Below are 19,701 nucleotides of genomic sequence, written 5' to 3'. Positions count from 1 at the left end.
CGTGTCCGCGGCTAGACGACAAGTATCTCCTCCGCCTCGCGTGCGTCCTCCGTAAAACCTCGCATCTCCGCGATCTCCTCGAACGAAGCGCGCTCGGTGACGAGGCTGTTGATCGGCTGCGAGAGGTCGGCATGGCCAAGCGAAATGCCGCAGAACACGATGTATTCCCCGGGCAGCGCGAGATGCGCGCGTACCGTCTTGTGCATCGCCGCCCACGCCGCTTGCGGACAGGCCGAAAGGCCGCGCTCATGGGCGAGCAGCAGGATCGATTGCAGGAACATGCCGACATCGGCCCATTGCCCCTGCTCCATGGTGCGGTCGATCGACAGGATCATGCCGACCGGCGCGCCGTAGAAATCGAAATTCCGCGCAAACTGCAGCAGCCGCGCCATCTTGTTCTCGCGGGGGATGCCGACGGTCCCATAGAGATCCTCGGCGCATTTGATGCGGCGACGGTTGTAAGGGTCCTTCAGATTGGGCGCGTAGATCTTGTACTCCGCCCCCTCGGCGGCGGGATTGGCCGCGAGGCTCTGCCGCACCGCGTCGCGCAGCCGGTCGAGGTCGGGGCCCGCCATCACGCTAAGCCGCCACGGCTGCATGTTGCTGCTCGATGGGGTGCGGCGCGCAACCTCGATGATGTCGCGGACCAAGCCGGCGGAAACCGGTCGGCTCAGATACGCGCGCGACGAGCGGCGCTCGGAAATGGCCTGTGTGACAGCGGTCATGAGTGCAGCCTCGTGAAATGGTCGGCCCGCACAGGTTTATTATAGCCATTACTGGATTAATATGGTACGATTTCGATATCATAAATCCGATATGAGCATGAATAAGGCCAGCTTTTCCGAAGCCGAGGCTTTTCTCGCGGTAGTCGATCGCGGCGGCTTCGGCGCGGCCGCGCGCGAACTGGGCATCACTCAATCCACCGTCAGCCGGCGCATCGCCGCGCTGGAGATGCGGATCGGCAAGCGCCTCATCGAGCGCACCACCCGCCGCGTTGCCCTGACCGAAGCAGGCCTTGCCTTCGCAAATGACTTGCGCGACGTGCTGGCACGGCTCGCGGATGCCGAGGGCCGCGTGCAATCGGAAGGGTCGGAGCCCGAAGGGTTGCTGCGCGTGACCATGCCGACGGCCTATGGCCGCACTTCGGTTCTTCCGCGCCTCGCCGCCCTTGCCAGACGCTATCCGCGTTTGCGCTTCGAATTCGATCTGTCGGATCGCTATGTCGATATTCTCGAGGAAGGATATGACCTCGCGATCCGCATTGCCGAACCGACGCAATCGGGCCTGGTGTCCGAGCGCATCGACCGCTTCACGCTGCATGTCTGCGCCTCACCAGACTATGTGGCGAAGCACGCGCCAGTCGAACGGCCGCAGGATCTCGCCACTCATGCGTGCATCGTGCAGCGGACCTACGCGCCGCGAAGCAAGTGGCGATTCGAATGGTCGGGTGATCTGGTCGAGATCGATATCGCGCCGCGCATCATCGTCAGCGACATGATGGCGGTGCAGTCGTTGGTGCTGGAAGGGACCGGTGTTGCCATCCTGCCGTCGTTTCTCGCTCGCGACGATCTCGCCTCCGGCAAGCTCGTCGAGGTGCTCGGCGAAGCGGGCCTTCCCGCGATCAACGTCTTCGCCACCTTTCCGCATCATCGCGCCAGTCTTTCCAAGGTCAGAGTTCTGATCGAGGAATTGCGGCGCGGATTGATCAGGTAGCGCGCATCGTAGCTGCACCGCACATATTGCACCGCCGCATCGATAACTGCGACGCTAAGTCCACGCTTCCATGCATTTGAAAGCTGGAGATCGCGCAAAATTGCCTTTGTGCCGCGTCTGGAATGGCTCTAATAAGATAACCCTATGATCCAATTCAAAAACCACAAGAACGCTCGTTAAGCGTTCGCAGGCAAAATAAGGCCGCGTTCTACTAGCTGGCGCGGACAAGGTAGGAATGAAACCGACTGATATCTCGGCGCCAGACTACTTTCACAAAGTGGTCGATTGCCAATGGGCTTGTCCCGCTCACACGCCAGTTCCCGAATACATCCGTCTGATTGCTGAAGGGCGTTATAGCGACGCCTATATGATCAACTGGAAATCGAATGTGTTTCCCGGAATTCTGGGACGCACCTGCGATCGCCCGTGCGAGCCGGCGTGCCGTCGCGGCCGCGTCGAAGAGACGCCGGTTGCGATCTGCCGCCTGAAGCGCGTTGCCGCCGACTTCAAGGACGACGTCAAGCACCGGATGCCGAAGCCGCTGGCGAAGAACGGCAAGCGCATTGCGCTGGTCGGCGGCGGTCCCGCCTCGCTCGCTGTGGCGCGTGACCTCGCGCCGCTCGGCTATCACTGCACCGTGTTCGATGCCGACCCCAAGGCGGGCGGCATGATGCGAAGTCAGATTCCAAAGTTCCGCCTGCCGGATACGGTGATCGACGAGGAAACCGATTACATTCTCGACCTCGGCGTCGACTTCAAGGGCGGCCATCGCGTCGACAGTCTGAAGAAGCTGCTCAGCGAAAATTATGACGCGATCTTCATCGGCTCCGGCGCACCGCGCGGCCGCGAGCTCGACATCCCCGGCCGCAAGGAAGCCGGCGCCAACATCCACATCGGGATCGAATGGCTATCATCCGTCTCGTTCGGCCATGTCGAGAAGATCGGCAGGCGCGTGATTGTGCTCGGCGGCGGCAACACCGCGATGGATTGCTGCCGGACCGCGCGCCGGCTCGGCGGCGAGGACGTCAAGGTGATCGTGCGTTCCGGCTTCGAGGAAATGAAGGCGAGCCCCTGGGAAAAGGAAGACGCGCTTCACGAGGATATCCCGATCCTCAATTTCATGGTGCCGGTGGCGTTCAAGCATGTAGCCGGCAAGCTGATCGGCGTCACCTTCCAGAAGGTGAAGGCCGAATATGACGCCAAGGGCCGCCGCAACCTGGTGCCCTCGGGCGAACCCGACCAGACCATCCCCTGCGACGACGTGCTGGTCGCGGTCGGCCAGGAGAATGCGTTTCCCTGGATCGAGCGCGATTGCGGTATCGAGTTCGACAAGTGGAACATGCCGCAGGTCGATGCGAAAACTTTTGTCTCGACCAATCCAAAAGTCTTCTTCGGCGGCGACGCGGCGTTCGGCCCCAAGAACATCATCTGGGCGGTCGCGCACGGCCACGACGCCGCGCTGTCGATCCACAAGATGATCTCGGGCGAGGACATTACCGAGCGTCCGCTGCCCGAAGTTCATGTCTCGTCGCAGAAGATGGGCATCCACGAGTGGAGCTACGACAACGACATCTCCGGCGACAAGCGCTACAAGGTGCCGCATCGCGACAAGGTGATCGCGCTAAAGGACATCAGGACCGAGGTCGAGCTCGGCTATGACGTCAAGCTCGCGCTCGGCGAGGCGCAGCGCTGCCTGAACTGTGACGTGCAGACCATATTCTCGGCGCCCGCCTGCATCGAATGCGACGCCTGCGTCGACATCTGCCCGATGGACTGCATCACCTTCACGGAGAACGGCGAGGAAGACGATCTGCGGCAGCGGCTGAAAGCGCCCTCGCCGCACCACGACCAGGCGCTCTATGTCGCCGACGGGCTCAAGACCGGGCGCGTCATGGTGAAGGACGAGGACGTCTGCCTGCATTGCGGGCTGTGCGCCGAGCGTTGCCCCACCGGCGCCTGGGACATGCAAAAGTACCTCATCGATATGACTCACGCGGGATCAACATGCCAGACCAAAGCCCGATCAGCAGCGTAAACGACTTCGTCGTCCGCTTCGCCAACGTCAACGGCTCGGGTTCGGCGAGCGCCAACGAGCTGTTTGCGCGCTCGATCCTGCGCCACGGCGTGCCGGTCTCACCGCGCAACATCTTCCCCTCCAACATCCAGGGCCTTCCGACCTGGTACGAGGTGCGCGTCACCGAAGCCGGCCATCTCGGCGCCCGCGGCGGCGTCGACCTGATGGTGGCGATGAACCCGCAGACCTGGGACAAGGATGTCGCCTCGATCGAGCCGGGCGGCTATCTGTTCTACGATTCGACCAAACCGATGCCGACGTCGAAATTTCGCAGCGACATCACCGTGATCGGCGTGCCGCTGACCGCGATCACCAATTCGACCTACACCGATCCGCGCCAGCGCCAGCTGTTCAAGAACATCATCTATCTCGGCGCGGTGTGCGCACTGCTCGACATGGATCCGAAAATCGTCGAGCAACTGATCTCCGAACAATACAAGGGCAAGGAAAAGCTGCTGTCCTCCAACGTCCATGCGCTGCATCTTGGCCGCGACTGGGCGCTGCAGAACTTGAAATGCCCGATCGGGCTGCAGGTGAAGAAGGCCGACAAGGTCGGCGACCGCATCTTCATGGAAGGCAATAGCGCGGCAGCGCTGGGCGCGGTCTATGGCGGCGCCACCGTCTGCGCCTGGTATCCGATCACGCCGTCGTCGTCGGTGGCCGAGGCTTTTACGAGCCACTGCAAGAAGCTGCGGCACGACCCCAAGACCGGCAAGGCGAAATACGCGATCGTGCAAGGCGAAGACGAACTCGCCTCCATCGGCATCGTGATCGGCGCGTCCTGGAACGGTGCGCGCGCCTTTACCGCGACCTCCGGCCCCGGCATCTCCCTGATGACCGAATTCATCGGCCTGTCGTATTTTGCGGAAATTCCGGCCGTGATCATGAACATCCAGCGCGCCGGCCCTTCAACGGGCATGCCGACGCGCACCCAGCAATGCGACATCATCGCCTGCGCCTATGCGTCCCACGGCGACACCAAGCACGTCCTGCTGTTCCCGGAAGATCCGGCCGAAGCGTTCGAGTTCGCGGCGCAATCGTTCGATCTCGCCGAGCGGCTGCAGACCATGATCTTCCTGATGCTCGATCTCGACATCGGCATGAACCACCGGCTGTGCCGCCCGCTGAAATGGGACGACGCCCGGCAATATGATCGTGGCAAGGTGATGACCGCGGAAATGCTCGACGAGCCCGGCCGCGACTTCGGCCGCTATCTCGACGTCGACGGCGACGGCATTCCCTACCGCACCTATCCCGGCACGCATCCGACCAAGGGCTCGTTCTTCACGCGCGGCACCTCGCGCGACCGTTACGCGCGCTATTCGGAAGAAGGCGCGATCTATGCCGACAACATGCAGCGGCTGGTGCGCAAGTTCGAAACCGCCCAGGACATGGTGCCGCGGCCGTTGCAGGCCAACGCCGCCAAGCCGACCAAATACGGCGTGATCTATTTCGGCTCGACGGCGCCCGCGATGGACGAGGCGATCGGACTATTGGAAGCGCGCGGGCATCAGCTCGACCGCATGCGCATCCGTGCTTTCCCGTTCCACTCCAGCGTGGCGAGCTTCATCGCCGATCATGACTTCGTCTACGTGGTCGAGCAGAACCGCGACGCCCAGCTGCGCCAGTTGATCGTCAACGAGAACGGCATCGATCCGGTCCGGCTGGTGCCGATCGTGCACTATGACGGCACGCCGATCACCGCCCGCTTCATCGCCAACGCCATCGGCGACCATCAGGATCATCTCAAGGTGACCCCTCTCCGCAAGGCCGTGTCATGACCTACATTGCAAAGCCCAAGTTTCATCATCCCGGCCTGCCGAAGAACGAGCTCGGCTATACCCACCGCGACTACGAGGGCAAGATCTCGACGCTGTGCGCCGGCTGCGGCCACGACTCGATCACCGCCTCCATCATCGAAGCCTGCTACGAGCTGTCGATCGAGCCGCACCGGGTGGCGAAGATCTCCGGCATCGGCTGCTCGTCGAAGACACCGGACTATTTCCTCGGCAATTCGCACGGCTTCAACTCGGTGCACGGCCGCATGCCGTCCGTGCTGACCGGCGCCAACCTCGCCAACCGCGACCTGATCTATCTCGGCGTCTCCGGCGACGGCGACAGTGCCTCGATCGGCTTCGGCCAGTTCGCGCATTCGATCCGGCGTGGTGTCAACATGACCTACATCGTCGAGAACAACGGCGTCTACGGCCTGACCAAGGGCCAGTTCTCGGCCACCGCCGACCGCGGCTCGAAGTCCAAGAAGGGCGTGATGAACACCGACAACGCGATCGACCTGGTGGCGATCGCGCTGCAGCTCGGCGCCAGCTTCGTGGCGCGCAGTTTTTCCGGCGACAAGAACCAACTGGTGCCGCTGATTGCGGCTGCGATCCGGCACAAGGGCGCGTCCTTCATCGACGTCATCAGCCCCTGCATCGCCTTCAACAACCATGCCGGCTCGACCAAGAGTTTCGACTATGTCCGCGAACACAATGACGCGGTGAACCGGCTCGACGTGCTGACCGGCCGCGACCCAATCACGGTCGATTACGCACCGGGCACGGTTCAGGTGGTCGAACAGCATGACGGCACGCGGCTGGCGCTGCGCAAGATCGACGCCGACTATGACGCCAACGACCGGCTGGCGGCGATGACCTTCCTGCAGAAGCATGCCGCCAAGGGCCAGGTGGTCACCGGGCTGTTGTATGTCGATCCGGATTCGGAAGATCTACACACCCATCTCGACACCGTCGAGACGCCGCTCAATACGCTGGAAGCCAAGGATCTGTGCCCCGGCACATCAGCGCTGGAAAAGATCAACGCCAGCCTGCGGTAGCTCACTGGGTCGGCTGCACTGGCCCTCATCCTGAGGAGGCCGCAACGCGGCCGTCTCGAAGGATGAACGGCACCAGCGGGACGCATGGTTCGAGACGCCGCTGACGCGGCTCCTCACCATGAGGAAACCCGGCTATGCCGCCACGGCGATGCTCCGCGGGTTTGCGATATACTCCCTCAACACCTTGCCTGATGTGTCGACCTCGACGAGCGACACGTCGTAGCTCCAGAGATCGGCAAGGTGCTGCAGCACACGCTTGGTGTCGGCCTCGGTGAGCTGAGCGCCCTTCACCACGGTATGGCGCAGCATCAGGCGGCGATCGCCGGCAAGATCGACATCGACGACTTCGATATTCGGGTCGATGAAGCCGACGTCGTACTGCCGCGCCAGCTCGCGCCGCAGCCGGCGGTAGCCGCGCTCATCGTGGATGGCGTCGACCAGGATACCGGAGCGATCCTCCGGATCGTCGTGCAGATGGAACAGGCGGAAGTGCCGCATCAGCCGCGGACTCATGAACTGGCTGATAAAGCTTTCGTCGCGATAATTGGCCCAGATGTCGCGCAGCACGCCCATTGCGTCACCCTTGCCGGCGATATCCGGAAACCACTCGCGGTCCTCGGCGTCCGGTTCGGTGACGATGCGCTCGATGTCCTGCATCATCGCAAATCCCAGCGCATACGGATTGAAGCCGGAGTAGCGAGGGTCGTCGAATTCTGGCTGGAACACGACGTTGGTGTGCGACTGCAGGAATTCGAGGAAATTACCGTCCGTCAGCCGCCGCTGCTGGTGCAGCCGGCTCATGATGCGATAGTGAACGTAGGTCGCGGTGCCCTCGTTCATCACCTTGGTCTGGCTCTGCGGATAGAAATACTGCGCGATGTGGCGCACGATCCGCAGTATCTCGCGTTGCCAGGGACGCAGGCGCGGCGCCGTCTTCTCCAGAAAATACAGCAGGTTTTCCTGCGGCAGGCCCAGCATCTGGCGGCGGTGCTCGACATCAAGTATCGCACTGCTCTTCACCTTGCCGGCGGGCACGGTGCGCCACAGATCGTTGAAGGCGCTCTCCTCGTGGGCGCGGCGCCGGCCCGCCCGCTTTTCCTCGGCGCGAAGATCGAGACTCTTCTTGCCAGGATAGCGATCGATGCCGTGCGACATCAGGGCGTGCGCGGCATCGAGCGTGTGCTCGACCGCCAACCGGCCATGGCGTTCCTCGCAATGCGTCACATAGCGCTTGGCGAATTCAAGATAATCGAGAATGCCGTCGGCGTCGGTCCATTGCTTGAACAGGTAGTTGTTCTTGAAGAAATGGTTATGGCCGAAAGCGGCATGCGCGATGACGAGCGTCTGCATCGTCGCGGTATTTTCCTCCATCAGGTAGGAAATGCACGGCGACGAGTTGATGACGATCTCGTAGGCCAGCCCCATCAGCCCCTTGCGATAGGATGCCTCCTGAAAGGCAAAGTGCTTGCCGAATGACCAGTGCTTGTAGAACAGCGGCATGCCGACCGACGAATAGGCGTCCAGCATCTGCTCGGCGGTGATGACCTCGATCTGGTTGGGATAGACATCGAGCCCCAGTTCGTCCCGCGCGACCTGCTCGCAAGCATCGCAGATCCGCTGCAGCGTTCGGAAATCCCAGTCGGCGCCCTGAAACAGCAACTGGTCGGTCGCGGTCATCAGGCGGTCCTTTCTTGCGGGCCACGCCGCTGGAAGAGATCATGAAACACCGGGAAGATCTCGCTGCGCTCGTTGACCTTGCGCATCGACAGCGGCGCGCCGCTCGCGCGCAGGCCCTCGTAAAGGGTCCACAGCGACGAATTCGGCATTTCGTAGCTAAGGCCGTTCTCCTGGCCGACTTCCAGATAGGCAAAAAACTGGCTGACCGGCAGGATCTTGTCGGTCAGGAGGCGGCTCGTGACCTCGCCGTCGGCGTAGGAATTGTCGCCGTCGGAAGCCTGTGCGGCATAGATATTCCAGTCCTCCGGCCGGAACCGCGACCGCACGATGTCGTGCATCGCCTGCAACGCGCTCGACACCAGCGTGCCGCCGGAAGCCGGTCCGTGGAAGAACGTCTGCTCGTCGACCTCTTCGGCCCGGTCGGTATGCCGGATGAAAACGATCTCGACGTGACGATAGCGCCGCTTCAGGAACACATAGAGCAGCATGTAGAAGCGCTTGGCGAGATCCTTCATGTGCTCGGTCATCGAACCCGAGACGTCCATCAGGCAGAACATGACGGCCTGCGCCACCGGCTTCGGCACCGTCTCGAAGCGCCGGTAGCGGATGTCGATCGGATCGATGAACGGGATGCGTTTGATCTTCGCCTTCAGGGCCTCGATCTCGGCCATCAGCTCGATGCGGCGCGCCTCGTCGCTGCAATCCTCAAGCTCCGCCTCGAGGGCCGCCAGCAATTCCGGCCTCGGCCGCCGCAGCGCGACGCGCCGCGCGAGCGCGCGACTGACCGTTCGGCTCACCGAAATATTGGCCGGCGAGCCGGATGTCGTGTAACCCGCCCGGCGAATGCCCTGGCTTTCGACCTCGGCCAGCTTTCGCTTGGCGAGATCGGGCAGTTCCAGATCGTCCAGGAACAGGTCGACAAACTCCTCGCGGCTGAGAACGAAGCGGAACGCATCTTCGCTGTCGCCCTCGCCTGCCCCCCTTCCCTTGCCGCCGCTCGGGTTCGGCCGCGGAAGGATATCGCCTTCGATGAACTTCTTGTTTCCGGGCATCACCATGTCGCGGGTGCCGCCCTCGCGGCGAAAGCGCGGCTCGTCCATGCCGTCGATCGGGACGCTGACCTCACCGCCTTCCAGGACATCCTTGATGTCCCGGTCCTGCGACGATTTCTTCACCGCCCCCTGCACCAGCGCCTTGGCCCGGCGCAGAAAGCGCTGCCGATTTTCCAGACTCTTGCTACCCGGATTCAGGCGCCGGTCGACGATGTGAATGGCCACGTTTTCATCCGCCTCAGCCAGCCTGTTTTACGCGCATGTACCACTCGACCAGCCGGCGGACCTGCCGCTCGGTGTAGCCGCGTTCGACCATGCGCGCGACAAACTCGCCATGCTTCTTTTCCGTCTCGCCGTCCTTCTTCGACCCGAAGGAAATGACGGGGAGCAGATCCTCGACCTGGGAGAATATCCGCTTTTCGATCACTTCGCGAATCTTCTCGTAGCTGGTCCAGGACGGGTTCTTGCCGCCGTACTGGGCCCGCGACCGCAGCGAGAACTTGACGACCTCGTTGCGGAAGTCCTTCGGGTTCGCGATGCCGGCCGGTTTCTCGATCTTGGTCAGCTCCTGATTGAGCAGTTCGCGATCGAGCAGTTGTCCGGTATCGGGATCCTTGAAATCCTGATCCTCGATCCAGGCGTCGGCATAGTCGACATAGCGATCGAACAGGTTCTGGCCGTAATCCGAATAGGATTCGAGATAAGCCTTCTGGATCTCGTGCCCGATGAACTCGGCATAGCGCGGCGCCAGTTCGGCCTTGATGAACTCGAGGTAACGCTTCTCGACCTCGTCGGGAAGCTGCTCGCGCCGGATCGATTGCTCCAGCGTGTACATCAGATGAACCGCGTCGGCACCGACCTCATTGGTGTCGTGGTTGAAGGTCGCAGCCAGAACCTTGAACGCGAAGCGGGTCGAAACGCCGTCCATGCCTTCGTCGACACCGGCGGAATCCCTGTATTCCTGAACGCTGCGCGCCTTCGGATCGGATTCCTTCAGGCTGTCACCGTCGTAGACCCGCATCTTGGCGAACACGGTCGAGTTCTCGTGCTTGCGCAAGCGCGACATGACAGAGAAGCGCGCCATCGTTTCCATCGTGGCCGGAGCGCACGGCGCGGTAGCCAGTTCGGAGCCCTGGATCAGCTTCTCATAGATCTTCTGCTCCTCGGTGACGCGCAGGCAATACGGCACCTTGATGACGCAGATGCGGTCGATGAAGGCTTCGTTGTTCTTGTTGGTCTTGAAGCTCTGCCATTCGGCCTCGTTGGAGTGAGCGAGAATGACGCCGGTGAACGGGATCGCGCCGATGTTCTCGGTCCCGATATAGTTGCCCTCCTGCGTCGCCGTCAGCAGCGGATGCAGCATCTTGATCGGCGCCTTGAACATTTCGACGAATTCGAGAATGCCCTGGTTGGCGCGGTTGAGGCCGCCCGAATAGCTGTAGGCGTCGGGATCGTTCTGGGCGAAGGTCTCCAGCTTGCGGATGTCGACCTTGCCGACCAGCGACGAGATGTCCTGGTTGTTTTCATCGCCGGGTTCGGTCTTTGCGACCGCGATCTGGCGCAGCCGCGACGGCTGGATCTTGGCGACGCGGAATTGCGAGATGTCGCCACCGAAGGCTTCGAGGCGCTTGTAGCACCACGGGCTCATCAGTCCGGTGAGGCGGCGGCGGGGAATGCCGTACTTCTCCTCCAGCATCGGACCCAGCGATTCCGGATCGAACAGGCTGAGCGGGCTTTCGAACACCGGGCTGAGTTCGTCGCCGGCCTTCAGCACGTAGATGGGATGGACTTCCATCAACGCCTTGAGCCGTTCAGCGAGCGAGGATTTTCCGCCGCCGACAGGCCCGAGCAGATAGAGTATCTGCTTGCGCTCTTCGAGGCCCTGCGCCGCGTGGCGGAAGAAGCCTACGATGCGCTCGATCGTCTCTTCCATTCCGTAGAAACCGGCGAAGGCGGGATAGGCCCGCATCGTGCGGTTCAAAAAGATACGGCCAAGGCGAGGATCCTTGGCCGTGTCAATCATCTGAGGCTCACCGATCGCAGCTAGCAATCGTTCGGCTGCGTTGGCATATCGCATCGGATCGCTTCGACACGACTCCAGATATTCCGCCATCGACATGTCGGTCTGGCTTCTTGCTTCGAAAGACCGGGCGAAAGCATTGAACAGAGAATCGTTGTACATGATCCGTCTCTCCATGGTCACCTGTAAATGCCGCACGCTCCACTCGGGTTCCAGTGTCGGAGCGTCACAGCTTCCGTTCGCGAATCACAATCAGCACATGGACCAATTGGACACGCGAGCGACTTCACATTGCAATGCAATAGTCGTGCTAAGGGCGCTTGCCTCGTAAAGATACGGTGCCATTTCGCTCGCGTTGTATCCGTGCTGCAACATTTTCACCGGTTAACTACTGAACAGCATGTAAGGGATTTTTTAAGGATTCCGAGTGGTCGTGCCGGCGCGATTCGGCGTTGGTTTGGCGATCCCAAGCAGCAAAGCGGAAAAATCCGGCTTCGGAACGGTCCGAACGCGCGATACCAAGCGCCTTTTGTGACATTCGGACGGCCAGCCCGCGGCAAATAAGGCCAAGATGAACACGCATTCATTTGGCGACCCGCGCGTTGAACTTGGCGCCGGCCAACTGCAACTAAAGTCAAATGCCGCACGTTTAATCCGAGTCTGCCATGAAATACGCCTGTATCGCCGCCCTCGCCTCCATTGTCGGAGCCCATGCCTGTCACGCCCAGGAGGGTGTCGATAAAACCAAAGCCACCGCGTTCGATGCCCGGATGTTCGGCGGACCGCTCAGCCAGAAGACCTATGCCTGCTTCGTGCGTCGTTATGACGCCAGCCATCTCGCGCAGCATCCGAAACAGAAGGTCAGCGCGATGAAGCTTTTGGTGACGGCCGAGGACGCACCGGAAGACAAGACCGTCAATTATTCGTTCCGTCTCGGCTTCAAATATCGCCACCGCGCCGGCAATTTCGATTCCAGCGGCTACTGCAATCACATCGTCGCCGAAAACACCGGCGGCGAAATTCGACTTGGCTGCGGAGTCGATTGCGAAGGCGGCGGCATTGAAGTGGCGTTGAAGGACGACAAATCCGCGCTGATCCGGCTGGAGCGGATCAGGATCTGGGAGCGTGACAAACCTGACGACGACGCCAGCAACGATTTGGTCGCCGGCGCCGACGACAAGATCTTTCGCGTTGATCGCGCCGATCTGCACGAATGCTCCGAGTTGGTGACGGATCGTAAGGAGCTTGCGGCACTCCGGCACAAATGAGCCATCCTACATAGGTTGCTATGCCACACTACTTAGGTCTGTGACCCACACCACTTTGGCCGAGGAAATTTCATGCATCGACGCAATATCCTGTGGGGCGCGATTTCGGCTTTCGGCGCAGCCTTTGCCGCCTCTCGCGCCGGCGCGGCCGGCGAAGCAGCGCCTCCGGCAAAATTGAAGGTCGTCTATCACCTCAACGATCTCGACAAGGTCAGCTTCGTGCTGGGCAACATCCAGAACCATCTCGACGGCGTCGGCGGTCCCGACCACGTCACGATCGCGCTGGTGGTTCACGGTCAGGCATTGCGGGCGTTTCATTCGGCTTCCGCCAATCCAGATTTTTCAAAGCGCGTCAGCCAATTCTCCAAAGCCGGCCTCGAACTCGCCGTCTGTGGCAACACCATGAAGTCGCAGAATGTCACGTTGAAGGATTTGCTGCCGGGCTTCGTTGCCGCGGAGCGCGGCGGCGTGGTGCGGATCGCGGAGCTGCAGTCGCAGGGCTATCTTTACCTCCGACCTTGAGGCACGGCCGATTGACGTGAAGCTTTCACAACGATCGCTCATTTGGGCGATTTGATCGCCCTACTTTCCCCGCTGTATCGAGCTGGATACTTCTCGTGTTCGGATACAATCCCGGTGGCTCCTGCGACCACTCCGAGGGGCGGACGAAATGCAACTGTCCCTCAAGGACATCCTTCACGACTTCGTGCTCCTGCCGATTGGCAGTGTCATTCTGAAAGACGGTTGGACCGGCCCGGCGTACCGAGGCCGGCAAGCGGCCATTTTCGGGATCGAACCGGTGCCAATGGCGTTATCGTGGCGGACCGTCCCCCTTCCATTCGGTGGCATACCCAACCAAATGTTGACTTTCCAGCCCTGCCCCCGAAAGCTGCCCGGAACCCAAGAAACTGACCGAACAGAACAGGCACCATGAATCCCGTCAAAACACTCGAAAACCATGGCCAGGCGATCTGGCTGGACTTCCTCGCCCGCGGTTTCGTCGCCAAGGGCGACCTCAAGGCTCTGATCGATACCGATGGCGTCAAGGGCGTGACGTCGAACCCGTCGATCTTCGAAAAGGCGATCGGCAGTTCGGACGAGTATGACGGCGCGATCGGCAAGGCGTTACAAAAGGGCGACCGCCCGGTCGCCGACCTGTTCGAGGCAGTCGCGATCGAGGACATCCAGAGCGCCGCCGACGTGCTGCGCCCGGTCTACGACCGCTTGGACGGCACCGACGGTTTCGTCAGCCTCGAAGTCTCGCCCTATCTGGCGATGGATACCAAGGGGACCATCGCCGAAGCTGAGCGGCTCTGGAAGGACGTCAAGCGGCAGAATTTGATGGTGAAGGTGCCGGCCACGCCGGAAGGGCTGCCGGCGATCGAACATCTGATCGGCGAAGGCATCAGCATCAACATCACGCTGTTGTTCTCGCAGGAGGTCTACCGCGAGGTGGCGGAGGCTTATATCGCGGGCCTCGAAAAATACGTCGCCAAGGGCGGCGATCCCTCGCACGTCGCGAGCGTCGCATCTTTCTTCGTCAGCCGCATCGATAGCGCGGTCGACAAGCAGCTCGACGACAAGATCGCGCGGGCCAATGATCCCAGCGAGAAGGAGCGGCTGAGCGCGCTGAAAGGCAAGGTCGCGATCGCCAACGCCAAGCTTGCCTATCAGGACTACAAACGGCTGTTCGCAGGCCCCCGCTGGGAGAAGCTCGCGGCCAAGGGCGCCAAGCCGCAGCGTTTGCTGTGGGCATCCACCGGCACCAAGAACAAGGACTACAGCGATGTGCTGTATGTCGAGGAACTGATCGGCCCCAACACCGTCAACACCGTGCCGCCGGCAACGCTCGATGCATTCCGCGACCATGGCAAACCCCGCGACAGCCTCGAGGAGAATATCGAGGACGCAAGCCGCGTGCTGGAAGAACTCGAAAAGTCCGGCATCTCGCTCGACGCCATCACGGAAGAACTGGTCAAAGACGGCGTCAAGTTGTTTGCGGATGCCGCCGACAAGCTCTATGGCGCGGTCGCGAACAAGCGCGCGGCCTCGCTCAGCGGCGGCATCGACCGGCAGCAACTCGCGCTGGGCGACGGCATCAGGAAGGCCGTCGAGAAGAGCACTGAGGATTGGCGTGCGTTGGCAACGATCCGCCGCCTCTGGCAGAAGGACAAATCGGTCTGGACCGGTGACGACGAGAACAAATGGCTGGGCTGGCTGAACAGTCCTGCAGCCGCCGACGTCGCCGATTACGAGGATTTTGCCCGCCGTGTGAAAGGACAGAATTTCAGCGATGCCGTCGTGCTCGGCATGGGCGGATCGAGCCTGGGGCCGGAGGTGCTGGCGAAAACGTTCGCCAGGAAATCCGGCTTCCCGAAACTGCATGTGCTCGATTCCACCGACCCCGCGCAGGTGCGCGCGATGGCGGATACGGTCGATCTCGCCCACACGCTGTTCATCGTCTCCAGCAAATCCGGCGGCACCACCGAACCGAACGTGATGAAGGATTATTTCTTCGATCGCGTTGCCAAAACCATCGGCAAGGACAAGGCCGGGCACCGCTTCATCGCCGTTACCGATCCCGGTTCGTCGCTGGAGAAGACCGCGACCAAGCAAGGCTTTGCCCGCATCTTTTACGGCGATCCCACGATTGGCGGACGCTATTCCGTATTGTCACCGTTCGGCCTGGTGCCGGCGGCGGCCGCCGGTATCGACCTTCGCAGCCTGATCACCCACGCACTGGCGATGGTGCGCTCCTGCGGCGCCGACGTGCCGCCGCATGAAAACCCCGGCGTGCAGCTTGGGCTGGCGATGGGGCTCGCCGGCCTCGAAGGCCGCGACAAGGTGACGATCACCTCCTCGGAGAAAGTCGCCGATTTCGGCGCCTGGGCCGAACAACTGATCGCCGAGTCCACCGGCAAGGAAGGCAAGGGCCTGATCCCGATCGACGGCGAACCGCTCGGCGATCCCTCGCTTTATGGCAATGATCGCTTCTTCATCGATATCCGCACCGAGGGCGAAGACGACGCCTCGCATGACGACCGGCTCAAGGCACTGGAGACGGCCGGACATCCCGTCGTACGCATCGTCATGAAGTCGATCGACCATATCGGCCAGGAATTTTTCCGGTTTGAGATGGCGACCGCCGTGGCGGGCGCGGTCCTCGGCATCAACCCGTTCAACCAGCCCGATGTGGAAGCCGCCAAGATCAAGACCCGCGAACTCACTGCGGCGTTCGAGAAGACCGGCGCGCTGCCCGCGGAGAAGCCTGTCATTTCGACCGACCAGGCCGATCTCTACACCGACGCGCATAACGCAGCCGAGCTGCGCAAGGCCGGCGCCAACGGCACGCTCGGCTCGTGGATCAAGGCGCATCTTTCGCGTTCGGACGATGGCGACTATGTCGCCCTGCTCGCCTATATCGCACGCAACCCCGGCACCATCGGCTCGCTGCAGAAGATGCGGCTTGCGGTACGCGACGTCAGTCACGTTGCAACCTGCGCTGAATTCGGCCCCCGCTTCCTGCACTCGACCGGGCAAGCCTACAAAGGCGGCCCCGACAGCGGTGTGTTCCTGCAGATTACGGCCGACGATGCCAAGGATTTGCCGGTGCCTGGCCAGAAGGCAAGTTTCGGCATCATCAAGGCGGCGCAGGCGCGCGGCGATTTCGACGTGCTCACCGAACGTGGAAGGCGTGCGTTGCGCGTTCATCTCAAGGGTGATCTCGGATCTGGATTGTCCGCACTCGATGCCGCGATTGCGGAAGCACTCGCTTAAGGAAGTCAGGAATGCAACTCGGCATGATCGGCCTCGGCCGGATGGGCGGCAACATCGTCCGCCGGCTGATGAAGAACGGCCACACCGCTGTGGTCTACGACAAGGACGCAAAGGCCGTCGCGGCGCTTGCAGCTGAAGGCGCCGTCGGCGCCAACACGCTGGAAGATTTCGTGGCGAATCTCGAAAAGCCGCGCACCGCCTGGGTGATGCTGCCGGCCGGCAAGATCACCGAGGCGACCATCGAGGCATTGACAAAGCTGATGCAGCCCGGCGACGTCATCATCGATGGCGGCAACACGTTCTGGCAGGATGACGTTCGCCGCGGCGCGGCGCTGAAAACAAAGGGCCTGCATTATCTCGACGTCGGCACCAGCGGCGGCGTCTGGGGCATCGAACGCGGCTATTGCATGATGATCGGCGGCGACAAGACGGTGGTGGACCGCCTCGATCCGATCTTCAAGACGTTAGCGCCCGGCATCGGCGACATCCCGCGCACGCCTGGGCGTGAGGGCCGCGACCCGCGCATCGAGCAGGGCTACATTCACGCCGGCCCGTCCGGCGCCGGACACTTCGTAAAGATGATCCACAACGGCATCGAATATGGCCTGATGCAGGCCTATGCCGAGGGTTTTGACATCCTCAAGAATGCCAATATCGAGGCGTTGCCGCCGGCGCATCGCTTCGACATGACCATCGCCGATATCGCCGAGGTGTGGCGGCGCGGCAGCGTGATCCCTTCCTGGCTGCTCGATCTCACGGCGTCGGCGCTCGCGGAAAACCAGACGCTGGATAGCTACTCCGGCTTCGTGGAGGATTCCGGCGAAGGCCGCTGGACCGTGAACGCCGCAATTGACGAGGCCGTGCCGGCGGAAGTGCTGACCGCGGCGCTCTATGCGCGCTTCCGTTCGCGCAAGGATCACACCTTTGCGGAAAAGATCCTGTCTGCGATGCGGGCCGGTTTCGGTGGCCACAAGGAGCCGCCGAAAAAACCCAATACGAAGGCCTGAGCGGCATGGCGGTCGGTAAGATAGCGCAGAAGCAACCCGATCCCTGCGCGTTCGTCATTTTCGGCGTCACCGGCGACCTCGCGCACCGGCTCGTCATCCCCGCCCTCTATAACCTCGCTGCCGGCGATCTCTTGCCCGAAAAATTCTGCCTGGTCGGCGTCGCCCGCAAGGGCATGACGAGCGACAAGCTGCGCGACAGCCTGATGAAAGGCCTGCGCCAGTTCGCGACCCGTGCCGTGGACGACGCCATCGCGCAACGCCTCCTGGCATGCGTGACCTGCGTCGAGGCCGATCCGGGGGAGCCTGAATCGTTCGACGCCATGAGCAAACAGCTCGACCAACTCGAGGCCACGCGCGACACCGGCGGCAACCGCCTGTTCTATCTGGCGACGCCGCCCAACGCATTCCTGCCGATCAGCCGCGAACTCGGCCGCACCGGCATGCTGGCGGAGAATGGCGCATGGCGGCGGCTAGTGGTGGAAAAGCCGTTCGGCACCGACCTCGCTTCGGCCAAAGCGCTCAACAGTGAATTGCTCAAACTGGTTGAGGAGCACCAGATCTATCGGATCGACCATTACCTCGGCAAGGAGACGGTGCAGAACATCCTGGTGCTGCGCTTCGCCAACGGCATGTTCGAACCGATCTGGAACCGTAACCATATCGACCACATCCAGATCACCGTCGATGAAAAACTCGGCGTCGGGCATCGCGGCAGCTTTTACGACGCGACCGGCGCGTTGCGCGACATGGTGCCGAACCATCTGTTCCAGCTGCTGTCGCTGGTCACGATGGAGCCACCGGTGAAATTCGACGCCCATTCGGTACGCTCCGAAAAAGCCGAAGTGCTTTCCGCGATCCAGACCCAGAGCGAGCAGGAGGCGCTGCACAATTCCGTGCGCGGCCAATATCGGGGCGGCAAGATCGGCGATGCCGAAATCGAAGACTATCGCAAGACCCCCGACGTTTTGCCTGGCAGCACCACCGAGACCTATGCCGCGCTGAAGCTGACCATCGACAACTGGCGCTGGGCCGGCGTGCCGTTTTACCTGCGCACCGGCAAGGCGCTCGGCGTCAAGCGCACCGAAATCGCCATCAAGTTCAAGCAGGCGCCGTTCGCCATGTTCCGCGACACACCGGTGGACCGGCTGTCGCAGAACTACCTCATCATCTCGACCGAGCCGACCGAGGGCATCGCGCTGCAGTTCAACACCAAGGTGCCGGGGCCGAACATCCACATCGACGGCGTCGAGATGAAGTTCCGTTACAAGGACTACTTCAAGGCCGAACCTTCTACCGGCTACGAGACGCTGATCTATGACTGCATGATCGGCGACAACATCCTGTTTCAGCGCGCCGACAGCGTCGAGGCCGGCTGGCAGGCGGTGCAGCCATTCCTCGATGCCTGGAAGAAGGCCGGCGGCAAGGGGCTGAAGGTTTACGAACCGGGCAGCGAAGGACCGGAGGAAGCCAACGATTTGCTCGAACGCGAAGGCCGAAGCTGGCGAAAGCTCGGGTGAACGATGGCCGCGAACGACAACCGCCATGTGATCACCGTCGCCGATCCGGCGGCGCTGGCGGCGACCGCCGCCGAACATGTGCTGGCCAGAACAGGCGCCAACAGCGGCCGGGTGGCGGTCTGTCTGACCGGCGGATCGAGCCCGAAGCAGCTCTATCAATTGCTGGCGACCGACGCCTATCGAAGCCGGATCCCCTGGCAGCGCGTGCACTGGTTCATCGGCGACGAACGCTTCGTGCCGGCGGATGACCCGCTCAACAACATGGGCATGGCGCGAGCGGCTTTCCTGGACCGCTGCGCGCCGGCGGCAAACATCCATCCGATTCCGACCGCGACCGCCGACCCTGCCGATCCCGACCGCGGCGCCGCGCTGTACGAGCAGGAACTGCAGTCGTTCTACGGGGCAGACACGCTCGATGAAGCCCGCCCCCTGTTCGATCTCGTGCTGATGGGCGTCGGTCCCGACGGCCACACCGCGTCACTGTTTCCCGACGATCCCGCCCTCGACGAGACCGCGCGCTGGGTGGTCGGCGTACCCCGGGCGAATGTCGCGCCGTTCGTTCCGCGGGTTACCCTCACACTGCCCACCCTCGCCTCCTGCCACCAAATGCTGTTCGAGGTTTCAGGCCGCGACAAGCGCGCGATCTTGACGCGCCTCTTCGCGGGCGAGAACCTGCCTGCCAACCGCGCGCGATCCACCGGCGAGACGGTCTGGCTGGTGGATCAGGCTGCGATTCCGGAGAATTTTGGTGGGCAGTAAGACA

The 19,701-nt window shown here is 62.1% G+C and carries 14 protein-coding genes; 10 read left to right on the top strand and 4 right to left on the bottom strand.

Translation table 11 applies throughout. From position 1 onward, the window contains the following. Positions 1-11: 11 nt before the first annotated feature. A complete protein-coding gene (locus ACPPVP_RS10830) occupies positions 12-725 on the bottom strand; it encodes a nitroreductase (protein WP_426533938.1) in 714 nt (237 codons plus the stop codon). A 97-nt stretch (positions 726-822) separates the two neighbouring features. Here ACPPVP_RS10830 and ACPPVP_RS10825 point away from each other — a divergent pair, with 97 nt between their 5' ends. From ACPPVP_RS10825 to ACPPVP_RS10810, 4 genes are all read left to right on the top strand, one after another. Further along, positions 823-1,713: a LysR family transcriptional regulator gene (locus ACPPVP_RS10825; protein WP_426533936.1), complete on the top strand. Its 891-nt coding sequence runs from the start codon at positions 823-825 to the stop codon at positions 1,711-1,713. 235 nt (positions 1,714-1,948) lie between these two features. Next, a complete protein-coding gene (locus ACPPVP_RS10820; protein WP_426533934.1) occupies positions 1,949-3,748 on the top strand; it encodes an FAD-dependent oxidoreductase in 1,800 nt (599 codons plus the stop codon). Beyond that, positions 3,718-5,568, top strand: a complete 1,851-nt coding sequence (locus ACPPVP_RS10815; protein WP_426533932.1) for a 2-oxoacid:acceptor oxidoreductase subunit alpha — start codon at positions 3,718-3,720, stop codon at positions 5,566-5,568. Before ACPPVP_RS10820 ends, ACPPVP_RS10815 begins: the two co-directional genes overlap by 31 nt. Further along, the gene (locus ACPPVP_RS10810; protein WP_426533930.1) at positions 5,565-6,620 is read left to right on the top strand and encodes a 2-oxoacid:ferredoxin oxidoreductase subunit beta; all 1,056 of its coding nucleotides are present in this window, start codon (positions 5,565-5,567) and stop codon (positions 6,618-6,620) included. The genes ACPPVP_RS10815 and ACPPVP_RS10810 overlap by 4 nt, the downstream gene beginning before the upstream one ends. A 132-nt stretch (positions 6,621-6,752) precedes the next feature. Here ACPPVP_RS10810 and ACPPVP_RS10805 read toward each other — a convergent pair whose 3' ends face one another. Genes ACPPVP_RS10805 through ACPPVP_RS10795 form a run of 3 tightly spaced genes read right to left on the bottom strand, consistent with a single transcriptional unit; the run spans position 6,753 to position 11,531 of the window. Continuing rightward, positions 6,753-8,297 carry a SpoVR family protein gene (locus tag ACPPVP_RS10805; RefSeq protein WP_426533928.1) on the bottom strand — a complete coding sequence of 515 codons (1,545 nt, stop codon included), beginning with the start codon at positions 8,295-8,297 and terminating at the stop codon, positions 6,753-6,755. Continuing rightward, positions 8,297-9,574, bottom strand: a complete 1,278-nt coding sequence (locus ACPPVP_RS10800; protein ID WP_426533926.1) for a YeaH/YhbH family protein — start codon at positions 9,572-9,574, stop codon at positions 8,297-8,299. Before ACPPVP_RS10800 ends, ACPPVP_RS10805 begins: the two co-directional genes overlap by 1 nt. 13 nt (positions 9,575-9,587) lie before the next feature. After that, positions 9,588-11,531, bottom strand: a complete 1,944-nt coding sequence (locus tag ACPPVP_RS10795; protein ID WP_426533924.1) for a PrkA family serine protein kinase — start codon at positions 11,529-11,531, stop codon at positions 9,588-9,590. A 503-nt stretch (positions 11,532-12,034) separates the two neighbouring features. Here ACPPVP_RS10795 and ACPPVP_RS10790 point away from each other — a divergent pair. The 6 genes from ACPPVP_RS10790 to pgl all read left to right on the top strand — a co-directional run bounded on the left by ACPPVP_RS10790 (position 12,035) and on the right by pgl (position 19,697). Further along, a complete protein-coding gene (locus tag ACPPVP_RS10790) occupies positions 12,035-12,637 on the top strand; it encodes a hypothetical protein (protein ID WP_426533922.1) in 603 nt (200 codons plus the stop codon). Between the two features lie 72 nt (positions 12,638-12,709). Continuing rightward, entirely contained in the window at positions 12,710-13,159 is a 450-nt protein-coding gene (locus tag ACPPVP_RS10785) for a DsrE family protein (RefSeq protein ID WP_426533920.1), read from the top strand. 408 nt (positions 13,160-13,567) lie between these two features. Next, positions 13,568-16,414, top strand: a complete 2,847-nt coding sequence (locus tag ACPPVP_RS10780; protein ID WP_426533918.1) for a bifunctional transaldolase/phosoglucose isomerase — start codon at positions 13,568-13,570, stop codon at positions 16,412-16,414. Positions 16,415-16,425: 11 nt separating this feature from the next. Continuing rightward, positions 16,426-17,421: a phosphogluconate dehydrogenase (NAD(+)-dependent, decarboxylating) gene (gene gnd, locus ACPPVP_RS10775; protein WP_426533916.1), complete on the top strand. Its 996-nt coding sequence runs from the start codon at positions 16,426-16,428 to the stop codon at positions 17,419-17,421. Positions 17,422-17,426: 5 nt separating this feature from the next. Further along, positions 17,427-18,938 (top strand): glucose-6-phosphate dehydrogenase, encoded by a 1,512-nt coding sequence (gene zwf / locus ACPPVP_RS10770; protein ID WP_426533914.1) that lies wholly within the window; start codon positions 17,427-17,429, stop codon positions 18,936-18,938. Positions 18,939-18,941: 3 nt separating this feature from the next. Further along, positions 18,942-19,697 carry a 6-phosphogluconolactonase gene (gene pgl / locus ACPPVP_RS10765; protein ID WP_426533912.1) on the top strand — a complete coding sequence of 252 codons (756 nt, stop codon included), beginning with the start codon at positions 18,942-18,944 and terminating at the stop codon, positions 19,695-19,697. Positions 19,698-19,701 lie beyond the last annotated feature (4 nt).

Origin of the sequence: Bradyrhizobium sp. McL0615 (assembly GCF_049993905.1) — a bacterium.
Taxonomy (GTDB): Bacteria; Pseudomonadota; Alphaproteobacteria; order Rhizobiales; family Xanthobacteraceae; genus Bradyrhizobium.
Note: the sequence above shows the minus strand (reverse complement) of the source record. Positions and strands in the feature narration are given on the sequence as shown.

Bases quoted from the DNA above. Each gene is read 5' to 3' on its own strand.
- ACPPVP_RS10780 (WP_426533918.1), top strand. From the start codon at position 13,568: ATGAATCCCGTCAAAACACTCGAAAACCATGGCCAGGCGATCTGGCTG.
- zwf (WP_426533914.1), top strand. From the start codon at position 17,427: ATGGCGGTCGGTAAGATAGCGCAGAAGCAACCCGATCCCTGCGCGTTC.
- ACPPVP_RS10790 (WP_426533922.1), top strand. From the start codon at position 12,035: ATGAAATACGCCTGTATCGCCGCCCTCGCCTCCATTGTCGGAGCCCAT.
- pgl (WP_426533912.1), top strand. From the start codon at position 18,942: ATGGCCGCGAACGACAACCGCCATGTGATCACCGTCGCCGATCCGGCG.
- gnd (WP_426533916.1), top strand. From the start codon at position 16,426: ATGCAACTCGGCATGATCGGCCTCGGCCGGATGGGCGGCAACATCGTC.
- ACPPVP_RS10820 (WP_426533934.1), top strand. From the start codon at position 1,949: ATGAAACCGACTGATATCTCGGCGCCAGACTACTTTCACAAAGTGGTC.
- ACPPVP_RS10830 (WP_426533938.1), bottom strand. From the start codon at position 725: ATGACCGCTGTCACACAGGCCATTTCCGAGCGCCGCTCGTCGCGCGCG.
- ACPPVP_RS10805 (WP_426533928.1), bottom strand. From the start codon at position 8,297: ATGACCGCGACCGACCAGTTGCTGTTTCAGGGCGCCGACTGGGATTTC.
- ACPPVP_RS10795 (WP_426533924.1), bottom strand. From the start codon at position 11,531: ATGTACAACGATTCTCTGTTCAATGCTTTCGCCCGGTCTTTCGAAGCA.
- ACPPVP_RS10815 (WP_426533932.1), top strand. From the start codon at position 3,718: ATGCCAGACCAAAGCCCGATCAGCAGCGTAAACGACTTCGTCGTCCGC.
- ACPPVP_RS10785 (WP_426533920.1), top strand. From the start codon at position 12,710: ATGCATCGACGCAATATCCTGTGGGGCGCGATTTCGGCTTTCGGCGCA.
- ACPPVP_RS10810 (WP_426533930.1), top strand. From the start codon at position 5,565: ATGACCTACATTGCAAAGCCCAAGTTTCATCATCCCGGCCTGCCGAAG.
- ACPPVP_RS10825 (WP_426533936.1), top strand. From the start codon at position 823: ATGAATAAGGCCAGCTTTTCCGAAGCCGAGGCTTTTCTCGCGGTAGTC.